The 11,636-nt window shown below is 57.6% G+C and carries 10 protein-coding genes; all 10 read right to left on the reverse strand.

Annotation, left to right across the window (positions count from 1 at the left end):
• Positions 1–1,148, reverse strand: a 1,148-nt coding sequence (locus VMW12_04430) for a DNA polymerase Y family protein (GenBank protein ID HUZ48977.1), incomplete at its 3' end; no start/stop codon positions are given.
• A 3-nt stretch (positions 1,149–1,151) separates the two neighbouring features.
• Positions 1,152–1,850 carry a hypothetical protein gene (locus VMW12_04435; protein HUZ48978.1) on the reverse strand — a complete coding sequence of 233 codons (699 nt, stop codon included), beginning with the start codon at positions 1,848–1,850 and terminating at the stop codon, positions 1,152–1,154.
• A 321-nt stretch (positions 1,851–2,171) separates the two neighbouring features.
• On the reverse strand, positions 2,172–2,552 hold the full coding sequence (locus VMW12_04440; GenBank protein ID HUZ48979.1) for an IS1595 family transposase: 381 nt from the start codon (positions 2,550–2,552) through the stop codon (positions 2,172–2,174).
• A 563-nt stretch (positions 2,553–3,115) separates the two neighbouring features.
• Complete coding sequence (locus VMW12_04445) at positions 3,116–5,095, reverse strand: hypothetical protein (GenBank protein HUZ48980.1); 1,980 nt, start codon at positions 5,093–5,095, stop codon at positions 3,116–3,118.
• 756 nt (positions 5,096–5,851) lie between these two features.
• Complete coding sequence (locus VMW12_04450) at positions 5,852–6,700, reverse strand: LPO_1073/Vpar_1526 family protein (protein ID HUZ48981.1); 849 nt, start codon at positions 6,698–6,700, stop codon at positions 5,852–5,854.
• 368 nt (positions 6,701–7,068) lie between these two features.
• Positions 7,069–7,959, reverse strand: a complete 891-nt coding sequence (locus tag VMW12_04455) for a hypothetical protein (protein HUZ48982.1) — start codon at positions 7,957–7,959, stop codon at positions 7,069–7,071.
• 88 nt (positions 7,960–8,047) lie between these two features.
• A complete protein-coding gene (locus VMW12_04460) occupies positions 8,048–8,557 on the reverse strand; it encodes a chemotaxis protein CheW (protein ID HUZ48983.1) in 510 nt (169 codons plus the stop codon).
• 5 nt (positions 8,558–8,562) lie between these two features.
• Positions 8,563–10,515 carry a chemotaxis protein CheA gene (locus tag VMW12_04465; GenBank protein ID HUZ48984.1) on the reverse strand — a complete coding sequence of 651 codons (1,953 nt, stop codon included), beginning with the start codon at positions 10,513–10,515 and terminating at the stop codon, positions 8,563–8,565.
• A 38-nt stretch (positions 10,516–10,553) separates the two neighbouring features.
• Positions 10,554–11,162, reverse strand: coding sequence for a chemotaxis protein CheC (locus VMW12_04470; protein HUZ48985.1), 609 nt, complete (start codon positions 11,160–11,162; stop codon positions 10,554–10,556).
• The gene (locus VMW12_04475; protein ID HUZ48986.1) at positions 11,159–11,521 is read right to left on the reverse strand and encodes a response regulator; all 363 of its coding nucleotides are present in this window, start codon (positions 11,519–11,521) and stop codon (positions 11,159–11,161) included. The genes VMW12_04470 and VMW12_04475 overlap by 4 nt, the downstream gene beginning before the upstream one ends.
• Positions 11,522–11,636 lie beyond the last annotated feature (115 nt).

The raw sequence follows: 11,636 nt of genomic DNA on the forward strand, positions 1-11,636 counted from the left end.
AGGACGAACGGTTCGTAGAGAAAGCGCTCTTCGAGCGGATGCGCGGCCCGCAAACGCGCTCGCCGCACCGGCTCGCCGAGCATCGCCTCGAGCCGCGCGAGCGTCACGCCGACGCTGCGTTCGTCGATATCGGCAGCGGCAAAGAGCGCGAGCGGCTCTCCGCCTTCATCCAACTGCACGACGCGCACCCGCACGCCCACGATCGGCGCGAGAAAGCGCATGCCTTCGAGCTTGGCGCGCACGAGATCGAGCATCGTGCGCTCGTCGGCGGTGGGCGTAGCGAGCGCCACTTCCAGCGATAGGCGTTCGCCCGTATCGAGTTCGATATCCACGTGCAGCGCGCCGCCGCGCTTTCCGCACGCGGCAAGATCGGCGCAGACGCGCGCGAGTACGGTCCGGAGCGCGAAGAACACTTGCGCTTCTTCCTCCGCGTGGCCTTCGCCGAAGAGTGCCGCTTCGATCGTCATCGCGTGGCCGCGCGGCAGAAACGGCGCGCGATCGATACCGCGCGCGCAATCGTGCCAACGGCGCGCCTGCGCACCGAAGCGTCGTATGAACGGCCCGTGCGGCAGACGCGCGAGCTCGCCCAACGTAGCGATGCCCAACAGTTGCAAGCGTTGGAGCACGGCCGGATCGAGATCGAGCACGTCGAGCGGTAGCGGGGCGAGCGCGAGCGCCTCTTGCCCGGCTTCGAGCAGCGCGCCGTCACCGATCCACGTCGCTGCGTACGCGCCGAATTTGTTTGCGCCAAAACCGACGCGCAACGGGAGCTTGTGGGCCTGGGCGATCGCGCGCGCGTGTGCGACCCAAGCGGACGCATCGCCCGGAATGCCGCGCATATCGAGATAGGCCAGGCCCGGACGCGCATCTTCGATGAGCGGGGTGAGCGCGTCGAAGGCATCGAGCAACGCCTCCCAACATCGGCGCCCATGGACGGCATCGTACGCGGTTATCTGCGCATCGGGGACCGCAGCGAGCGCTTGCGTAGCCGTCTGGCCGACCCGCGCACCGCCGCGAGATGCGGCGGCATCGAGCGCGATCACGTGCCCTCGATCGGGCCGGTCGACGATCAGCACCGGGTGCTCGGCTTGCTCGCCGGCGAGCGTCACCGCAACCGGATACTCGGGCACGCTGGCGCAGAGCAGCATCGGTTAACAAGCCTCGCTAGCGAATGCTCGCAGGCGTGCGTGCGCGCCGGGCGCGCTCCGTTTATGCTTGTGCAGTTCGGCCCGCAGATCGTATCCCTCGAAGCGGCACCACACGCCACGCGCCCCTCGCACGATTGCGCGCTCGAGGACGCATCGCAGCCGCAGCCCGGTAACGATCGCGAGCTCCTGGGTCGCCTGTGCGCTCACAACCACCAGCAAAGCATCCATGCGATGCGCAAGGCCGGCCAGCCGCGCCCAGACGGCCGCCCGTAACGCCGCGACCGGCATCACGACGATCCGGCAGATACGCGAACGCAAAAGAATATCGGCGGCTCTGGCAATGCGTAGGGCCGTCTGCGCCGGGACAATGAGGAGCCGATCGAGGCAGACGCCCGCCTGGGCAAGCGCGGGCGGATAGAGCGCCCCATCATCGATGACGGCCGCCAGCCCCCGCCGGGTCGCTTGGGCGAGCAAACTTGCCACGACGCCCCAACGCCCCGCGCTCAGGCCGGAGCCTTCCAACGCCACCACGCTCCCACAGGGAAAGCCCCCGCCGAGCAGGTGGTCTAAGCCGGGGATGGCAGTGGGGAGAGAGCGCCTCTGCGGAGCCCGCGCGACGACCTCATGCAGTCGCTCTTTCAGCTGCGCGAAGGCCGCCTGACGGTCGCCTAGAGTGGAGAAAGGCTCGGCTAAGATGGCCATGGGAGCCCATCCTAATCGAACATATGTTCGATGTCAAGCGGCAATTATATACTTGAGGAAAGTGGAAGAAAGTGCATGATTGAAAAACGAGCAGACCCGCCGTGACACGGTGGAAACTCAATCAGCTCCGCCTGCGCTACATCTTTGTGGTGCGGGCTCTATCCCTAGCCTGGCATCGGCTTTAGGGGGTTGTTTCCAAGATGATGTTATTGCTGGTTGCAAGCGGGTTCCAGCGATCCCGGATGTCCTTCTCCTCATCGCGTCTCGTCTGGTCGCTAGTAACGCTCGTATGAACGTGTATATGCGTCGCACCCTGCTTCTCTATGCACTCATCCTGGTGGTGATTGCGTGGGCGGATGGATCGACGCTCGCAAGGACCTTTGGAACGAGCGTATCCTTAGAGGCGCTTGGAACAACCTCAGCGCGAACGCGGCCCTTACGTTCAATCATGCCGAGCACAGGCGTCTTGCCGATATTGCCGGACTTCAAGCCAGACTTAACGTGATAGTGGCTGCGGCGTTTGAAGCGCAGTTTTCCGCCGACGAACGTTTCGTCAACTTCTACGTTGCCATTAAGGGGCTCGGACGACCTGTCACGCATAGCAACGCGGATGCGGTGCAGCATGAACCACGCCGTCTTTTGCGTGACGTTCAGAGCGCGAGCGACTTCGCAAGACGAGATACCATTGCGGTTGCTCGCCAGGAGTCAGATCGCCGGAAGCCACTTGTCAAAGCCGATAGGCGAATCTTCGAAGATGGTCCCAACCTTGGCCGTAAATTGCCCCTTGCAGTCGTTACAGTACAACGCCGACGGTTCGGCATGTAGGCGACGGCGACCGAGCCACACGACCGAGGGCATGCAACGACACCGTTCGGCCAACGAAGCTGAACGAACAAGTCATGCGCGACCTCTGGGTCCGCAAAGTAGCGAACCGCCTCGATCATGGTCTCCGGGACCTTGTGTTCCATAGGAAAAGCGTACCAAAACGAACCACTTACGTCACGTATATAATAACCATTTCAAGATTGTCGATGCTTCCGCTTTTTTCGATTCCGCTACGCGCCGACTCGGAATTAAGCCCCAATTTGCCCGAACATCGTGTAGTTTTGGCTCTTTTGGACCGCATTCGGCGAATGGTGCAATGAACCGCATCCCGGCCAGGCTGAGAGCAGCCGGCAATCAGGGCCGACAGTCTGGCAGCATCTAATAGCGTATTAGTGAGGGTTGGAGCGCTGCCGCGCACCCGAACAACCAGGGGGCTTATATCACAAAACTTTTTGCTCGAACCACAGGCAGGCATCGCTTGCAGCTAAGTACTGCGCATCGTCGGCACACATTTGAATCTTGCGGTGGTCCGAAATAGGGCGAGCACTTTCGGCTAGCCTCTTCTGGTTCTGCAGAAATTCGGTGCGGCTAATAAAAACCTTCGAGAAAAGCTTCCAATGGTGAAGAATCGTCGAGAGCAGGTCTGTTAAAAACGTCTCCTCGATCAGTTCAAGATTATTCAGGTCGCCTTTTTGCTCGATGCGTTCTCTATCAACATTTTTCATCTGGACAGCTGAAAACCAATTGCCACCAAATTCGCCTTGCAGTCGCCCAAATACAAGCATACGTAGAGCTGGTTCAATGCTGTTCATCCGACTCTGTAAGCGGAGATGGCGTTCACGGCCTGCCTCCGGTATATCATCTTGCTTAAACTCCGGCGGCGGAACAGTGATGAGGTACGGTGGCAATGCGGCCATATTGAATTTGTAACTATTCTTTGTTTTACGAATCAGCCCATAACCGATTAAATGTTGACCAGCTAAAGGACGATCTTCTAGCATCTTGAGGGCCTTACGCTCGTCCTCCGCAAGCTCTTGAAGAATTTCGCGCTCTTCTGGATAGAAGTCCGAGAACAGCTTCAGAATTGCGTCTAGATCGCCTCGGAACTGAGAACCATTTGATTCAATGCTGATGTCAACGTTGCGAGCATTTGCAATCAGAGGTCTCTCCGGCAAATCTCGCGCTATGGCACTACAAAGTTGTCTGCTCAAGAAAGGGTGTCCCCCGAACCACTCATGGATGCTCTCAACGGCTTCCCTCTGAAACGAAACGCCCATGGGTTGACCAAGCTTGCCGATCATTTCGGCAAGGTCGTCAACACCAAACGGCGTTAAATAACGAGCCTTAATAAAACGATAAAGAGGATTATCTTCGCCGGCAACGTTGGCCACTTCCGCAAAATAAGGGTTCGTGGATGCGACCAAAAAAACAAACTTTCCGGCTCGTATCTGACTCTCAGAACGCATCAAACGCCACAGATCAATGTATTGTGTATTCCAAGCATTCGTCGACGAGGAAGTAGGCAATATCCGCTCAAGCTCATCAATTATCACTAAAAGCGGCTTATTGCTTTGAGCTATTAGCCGCGTCAGGAAGTCCCTCAGAAATCGGCTCGCGTCTAAAAGGTTGCCGCCGCTTGGTACATCTTTCTGAAATGGTTGACCATGACGCTGCGCATACGAACGATTAAAGGCTCGCGCAATTTCGTAGGCAACTCCGGCCGGATCATTTCGGTACACCTCAGGCGACTGCGCATCGAGATAAGCAATGTGAAATTTCCCTGTTAGGTCATTTTTCTTTCGCAGCCGTTCGAGAACACTTGTTTTGCCGATTTTTCTCAGACCAAAAATACCACTCGATTGTCCGCTTACAAGAGCATCATAAATTTCATCAACAAGCTTATAACGCGCAAAAAACTGTTCATCTGTCGAAACCGGATCGCTGACATCAAACAAATCGCGACTGTAGAGAAATCGTCTTAACAACTCTGCCGCGAAATCCTCGCCCGCCGACTGCAGATCTGCAAAACTACAATAAATCAGCTTCCTTCCCGTCTCCTCGATGTGCTCTGCGCAAAGTTTTTCCGCGCGCACATCCTGCGAGGCAACAAAGACAACGTCCTGCATCAGTCTAAGCTTGTTATCATCAAGTAAGCGCGTGATATTCTGGAAGGATTTGCTAGTAAAAGCGGTTGATTCGTCTGCATAAAACAGAACTTCCCGGATGATATTGAACTCACTCGAAATGCGAGCAGTGGGGCCCAAAAAAAGGTATCCGAATGAATTGTCGACTCGCGAATGTTCTGAATTGGCATGATTAGTCCTAAAGGACTGGCCAAATATTTCTGTAGCGCGATAAAGGTTTTTGTTGTCGTACAGATGTTTTAAAGCTGACTCAGAAGCGTTTAATTTTGCTTGCATTACCACACCTTCTCGGTCACGTCGAGTGTTTTCACGCTTGCCGACTGCGATGGTCAGCCTATTTTTTATACATTGGCATGCGGCCTGCCTCTGATAAATACGTACGCATAATCAAAACGAATGCGAGTATGACTGCGGCATCACCTGACGCTTTGAGGGCATGATTGCAGCGATCCACAGGATCGTAGTGGCGCGTAAACGGCACCACCCAATCGTAGCGCAAGAGAGCGGCCATCGTGGCCTTCGGACTGGAGTTGCTTTTGCAGACACTACCGGCCGAGCAAAACCAGGCTGACCGATCTTAGTATCGCACTTTCCGAGCTCGTCGAAAAGAGCGACGATATCAAATTTTGCGCGGATACTTCAGTTCATTGCACAGCGCGCCTCATGGATGCCAACGTGGACGGACGCTGTGGCGCCGACTATGACGAGCCTCGCGTCCCGCCATAACGCCCAATCCGCTCGAACACATGATCTGAAATCAAGCGCCATACCGACGTGGCTGGCATTCCCCCCAACACCGTATGCCTCGTCGGCGTACTGCCGCTCAAAACGACGAAGACTAGTGACCGCAACCCTGTATGCAGCTCGAGGAGATGAAGCTCAGCAGGGCATATCCCAGGGTCGCCGAGGCTCGCCGCCACGGGCACCGGTTGATCGCCTACTTCGCCGAGTAGCGGTTCGTACACTACGCGCCGAGGCACAATCCAGCCGCTGACTTGACCTTGAAGTTGCTAGCGTCCTGAAAATATACAGCTATTTGACCCAAATGGTGAGAGGCACAGTCAGATCCGGGAACTTCGCGCAGAAATGTGCGTTGGCCAACGCCATGCCTACGCTCGTGAGGGTGAAACTTTTAGCCTGCGAAGATGCCCAATACTCGGCGACCCTCCGCAGAGTCGGTGAATGTTGCATGAACGTCTCGATTATCTTTGGATCCATCTGATGCGTCTGGAATAGTTCCGGATATTCACCTACCAATATTCTAAGGATGGTGATCTCGCCCATTTCTATCGCGCCACATCCGGCATATTGCATATGGCTGTACGACGAGTCCTCCGCTCGAAGATCATGTGAGAAAGGTTCCATCCATTGCGCATATGAGTCGAATATCGCCTCTTTGCTCGAAAATTTAAATTTGGTGCAACGCATCACCCAAGACAACGATAACAAATCTAGTTGATGGACGTTCAGCTTTGGAGCCACCTGTAACGATTCATTTAGTACTAGCTGTAGCGTAGTACGTTGAGGCTCCTTACTTCGACGAAGCAAGAGGTCAGATAGCAGAAGGCCCAATTCGGGCTCTCCTGAGCGTGCGAATCCTTTCTGCGCATCGAAAATCGCGTATTGCATATCGGGATCTGAGACAGTAATCGATGGATCGATTTTTTCCGTTCGGAGTTTCTCGAGAAAAGAATCTAAAATTTGTTGAGCGCGGCTCTCCGCAATCTCCCGCGCCATATCGCGCATCTGAAGAAAATTTGCTCGGAACACATCTAAAGCTATCATTCGCGCTTCGGTGTAGCTAACACCAAAATTCACATCACCTGATGACTGAATATTTACGGAGCCAGCACCGGAGCGTAGTTCTTGGCGATCACTCATCTTTGCCACCGCGGTGTATATCGCGGCCCGCCTGGATGTTAATGGAATTGTGACCAGACCGCTGGATCATTTGACGGCCCGGCGCAGAGCGAAGGCTCCAGATGCTTTTCCCGGCCCACCCTACAATGCTCAGCCCGACGACAACACCGGCCCCATCAAACAACCATCGATAGTTGTCCGAAAACCAACTCAAAAAGCTCGCCATTTTTGCGAAATTCGGCACGAGCCGAGCTGACCCCTTAGGGCCTTCAGGCTGCGCCATGGCAGCACTTAGAAAATCTTTTCGATTTTCGTTCGAGCAACGTAGCATACGCGGTAGCCGGGCCGGGGAGTGCGGCCTGCCTACCCTACCAGGTGCCGCGCCAGCTTTAGCGCCTCGGCGTGGACGTGGGAGCGGGGGCTGGTGCCGGGGGCTTGCCGTTCGGATTGCCGCCGCAGAGCGCGACCGCTTGGACGATGTCTTTTGCCGCGACGTTTTCGCGCAGCGCCGTCTGCTTGCGCGACCACTGGAGCGCGCCGAGCAGGCGGGTCACGGGGTTATAGCCCACCGAAAGGCCCGGCACGGCCGCGGGATCGATGGTGTAGGGGTCGGCCGGCAATCCCGCCGCGTTGGGGTCGTGCGTCATGGGATCGGCCGTAGGCTGGGCTTTCATCGCCTGTTCCTGCGACATCGAGCCGCCGTTGGTGATCGCGTTGATGTAGCCCATGCCTTCGTGCTGCATGTCGCCCAGCTGTTGGGTGGTTACGAAGCCGTTGATGATGTCCAGCGCCAGTTCCTGGCCGGCCAGCGCGCTCAGCAGCTTCTGGCGGATCTGCTCCATCAGCTTGGCATCGCTCGTCGTCTTGGCGTAGGCGGGAATGTAATTCGGGTCTTCGAGCAGCTTCTTGATCTCGATCGTGTTGTTGGCGAGCGAGGGCACCAGCTGCTCCATGTGCATCAGGAGCATGTTCTTGCTGGCATTGTTATCGATGCTCTCGCTGGTGCTATCGTCGATCTCGTAATTGAACTCCGTGAAGAGCGGCGGGCTCTTGGAGATCGTCTGATCGTTCTGCAGCATGCGTGCGATCGAGGGGGCGATCCGTTTGCGCAGGGCGGCGCACACCGGGCGGCTCACCACACGCCCGATCTCCGGCGGCGGCGTCCCCAGCTCGCTGGGCACGGGGGTTGCGCTCGTACCGGCCGCCTGAGCAAGCGGCGCCAACGTGGGGGCGGCCAGCGCGAGGACCAGCGCTATTACCGCAAAGATCGGTTTATACATCGAAGCCATTCTACGCTCTCAACGGTGGAGGAGGCCTGCTTGTTACGTCGTTCCTGGGGGCCATCTCCAGAAACCTTAGGAACGGCCCCTAGGAGGCCGCGTACTGCGTCTCGACGCCGTCGAGCTGTTGCTTCTCCTCGCCGGAAATCACCATCGTCAAATCGAGCATAATGATCAGGCGGTCGTTCATCTTGCCCACGCCCTGAATGTACTCGGTGCCGACGCCGGCGATCATTTCGGGCGCGTCCTCGACGTTTTCGATCGGAATGTTCAGCACCTCGGAGACGCTATCGACGACCATGCCGACGCGTTTGGTGCCGATCTCGGTCACCACGATACGCGTGCTCTTGGTCGAAGCGATGCGCGACATGCCGAAGCGCGTGCGCAGGTCGATGATCGGGATCAGCTGCCCGCGCAGATTGATCACGCCTTCCATAAAGCGCGGCGCGCGCGGCACGTGCGTAATCTCGACCATGCGAATGATTTCTTGCACTTGCGCGATATCGACGCCGTACTCTTCGCTTCCCAATCGAAACGAGACGACTTGAACGACTTCGCCGGAGAACTGCTGCTTGCGATCTTCTTTTACGTCCGCCATCGTCATTAGACTCCTGAAAACTCGGCGCGAGCGACTCTGCCGCTGACATAGGCTTCGCTCACTAGTGAATGCACGTCGATGATGAGCGAAATCGATCCATTGCCCAAGATGGTTGCACCGGAGATGCCCGCAATCCGGCCGACCACATCGGAGAGCGGCTTGATCACGATCTCTTGTTCGCCTTCGAACGAATCGACGACCAGCCCAACCTGGCGCCCTTGCAGGCCGACGATCACGATCATCACCTTGTCGGGGTCGCGCGTGCCGTCGAGTTCGAAGAATTCCGCGATGCGCAGCAGCGGCACCACCTGGCCGCGCAACGTGATCACTTCATTCCCATGCACGGTGCGTACGTCGCGCATTTCGACGCGCTGCGATTCGATCACCGAATCGAGCGGTATCGCGTAGAGCTCGTGAACCACCCGCACCAAGAGTGCCTGGATGATGGCGAGCGTCAGCGGGAGCTTGATCGTAAAGCGCGTGCCCTGCCCGGCCACCGAATCCACGTCGAAAATGCCTTTGAGGCGCGTGATGTTCTTCTTTACCACATCCATGCCGACGCCGCGGCCGCTCACGTCCGAGATCACTTCGGCCGTCGAAAAACCGGGCGTAAAAATCAGTTCGACGAGTTCGCGATCCGTCAGCCGGTCTTCCGCGGAGATGAGCCCCTGTTTGATGCCGCGCGCGCGCACCTTATCCAAATCGATGCCGCCGCCGTCGTCGGAGACTTCGATGATGATCTGGTTGCCTTCGTGGTATGCATTGAGCGAGATCGTTCCGGCCCGCGGTTTGCCGCTCGCCTCGCGCGCGTCGGGCGATTCGATGCCGTGGTCCACGCAGTTGCGCAGCAGATGCATCAGCGGCTCGCCGACTTCGTCCACGATCGTCTTATCCAGATCGGTTTCGGCGCCCGAGATGTTCAGAAGCACTTCTTTGCCGCGCGCCTTGGCGACGTCGCGCACCAAGCGCGGGAACCGGTCGAACACCTGGCCGATCGGGACCATGCGCACCTTCATGATCGATTCTTGAATCTCGTTGGTCGTGCGCGCGAGCAGCGCGGCGCTGTCGGCTAAATCTTTGGCGAGCGGCGCGACGATGCCGGTGGATGCGCCGACGCTCTTGTCGGCCATCAAGCGCTCGAGCGTGTTGGCGATGTCGGAGATGCGCGTGCGGTTGATCACCAATTCGCCGACCAGGTTGAGCAGCGCGTCCAAACGCTCGATATCGACGCGAATCGTCTGATGAATCGAGCCGCGCTTGGGTGCAGCCTTCTCGGTAGCGGCCTTTTTCGCGTCGGCCGCTTCGGGTGCGGCGGGAACGACGGCAGGCGCCGGAGCCACTTCCATGGTCGCGCTTACAACAGTCTCGGCGGGGGGCGGCGGTGCCGGCGCTTGCGCGCGCTTCAATTCGGCTTCTGCAAGTAGCCGCGCGATCTCAGCTTCAAATGCTTCAACATCGGCAACGCTCGCCGACTTGCTCTCAACCGCCGTCGCTTCCTCAAAGGTCTGCTCGGGGCCCGTGCGGCCTTCGATGACGTGCGACGTCTCTTCGTAAATGGCGACGAACTGGTCCAGGCGCGCGCCGTACTCGTCCAGCCCCTTAGGCGGCTCGTGGTCGCCGATCGCGACTTCGACTAAATCGGTGAGAAAATCGCGCCCTGAAAAGAGAATGTCGACGCAACTCTCGGAGAGCGGCATGCGATCTTTGCGCAGCAGATCGCAGAGATTCTCCAACTTGTGCGCGAGATTTTGCACGTCGGAAAAGCCCAGCATTCCCGAACTGCCCTTGACGGTGTGCAGCGCGCGGAAGAGCGAGTTGACGATCTCGGGGTCGGTCTCGCCGGACTCGACGAATTCCTCGAGTCTGAGCAAATCCGCATCAATCTGCTGAAGCAGTTCCTCCGCTTCGTCGCGGAAGTACGAGATAAATTCTTCGCGATTGAACAGTTCGTCAGACATCGATCTTCTGCATCAAACCGCGACCGCGCGCGATGACGCTACTCCACTCCGAAAACGGAGAGCAGTGGCCCGAGCGATCCGGTCTCTGGAATCAAGATAAACTGGCCCGCGACTTCTTTCTCTTTATCGAGGAAGGCGGACTCGATCAAGAAGACGTCTTGATCGGGAAGAATCGACATCAAGGTACGGAAGGCGGCCTGTACGGTTCCGTATGAGAGCGTCGGAACCGAAGGCAACAGGTTCGAGCCGGTCAGTTGAATGATCGCGGTGAGGTACGAACCGGCGATGATGTTGCCCAGCTCCTTGAGCGTCGAATCGGCGATCGAATCGAAGATTTGAATATCGCCGATGACGCGGTGCAAGAACTGGCTGACGAAGTCGAGCGCCTGTTCGCGGTCGAAGAGCACGACCATCTGGCCGGGAGCCTCGCCACGCAGGTACATGTGCAATGCCGCGACGGTCCGGCTTTCGTGCCCGACGCGCGATGCGAGGTCGCGAAACTTGATGACGTCGATGCGCGGCTCGCTCAGATTGATCTTGGTGTTGAGCAACTGCGAGAGGGCGGTGGCCGCGTGGCCCGCGCCGATATTGCCGACCTCTTTAAGGGCGTCTTTTTGCAGGTCGGTGAGATTCATGCCCTGGCTCATGAGAGCACCTTTTGAATGGTCTCCAAAATCTTCGGCGGCTGGAACGGCTTGGTGATGAACGATTTCGCTCCGGCTTGGATCGCCTCGACGACCAAGGCCTGCTGTCCCATCGACGTGCACATGATGATCTTTGCGTTGGGGTCGTGCGCAACGATCTGCTTGACGGCCGTGATCCCGTCCATCTCCGGCATCACCATATCCATGGTCACCAGATCCGGCGAGAGTTGTTTGTACTTATCGACGGCCTCGACACCGTTCTGGGCTTCGCCCACCACGTCGAAGCCGTTCTTAGAAAGAATCCCCTTGATCATCATTCGCATGACGACGGCGTCATCGACGATCAGGACTCTCTTGCTCATCCGTTGCTCCCAAGACAGAAATAGAGTGCTCTAGGGCATACTACGTGCAATGCTTTTCCAAGCAGAGCGCCCCTACGCCATCTTTTGAACCATCGGCTAAAGAAGCAGGCAACTT

Source organism: Candidatus Dormiibacterota bacterium, from assembly GCA_035532835.1.
GTDB lineage: Bacteria > Vulcanimicrobiota > Vulcanimicrobiia > Vulcanimicrobiales > Vulcanimicrobiaceae > DAHUXY01.

What these genes read in the sequence shown, in the direction of transcription:
- VMW12_04435 (HUZ48978.1), bottom strand. Translation starts at nt 1,850, where the DNA reads ATGGCCATCTTAGCCGAGCCTTTCTCCACTCTAGGCGACCGTCAGGCG.
- VMW12_04445 (HUZ48980.1), bottom strand. Translation starts at nt 5,095, where the DNA reads ATGCAAGCAAAATTAAACGCTTCTGAGTCAGCTTTAAAACATCTGTAC.
- VMW12_04450 (HUZ48981.1), bottom strand. Translation starts at nt 6,700, where the DNA reads ATGAGTGATCGCCAAGAACTACGCTCCGGTGCTGGCTCCGTAAATATT.
- VMW12_04455 (HUZ48982.1), bottom strand. Translation starts at nt 7,959, where the DNA reads ATGTATAAACCGATCTTTGCGGTAATAGCGCTGGTCCTCGCGCTGGCC.
- VMW12_04460 (HUZ48983.1), bottom strand. Translation starts at nt 8,557, where the DNA reads ATGGCGGACGTAAAAGAAGATCGCAAGCAGCAGTTCTCCGGCGAAGTC.
- VMW12_04465 (HUZ48984.1), bottom strand. Translation starts at nt 10,515, where the DNA reads ATGTCTGACGAACTGTTCAATCGCGAAGAATTTATCTCGTACTTCCGC.
- VMW12_04470 (HUZ48985.1), bottom strand. Translation starts at nt 11,162, where the DNA reads ATGAGCCAGGGCATGAATCTCACCGACCTGCAAAAAGACGCCCTTAAA.
- VMW12_04475 (HUZ48986.1), bottom strand. Translation starts at nt 11,521, where the DNA reads ATGAGCAAGAGAGTCCTGATCGTCGATGACGCCGTCGTCATGCGAATG.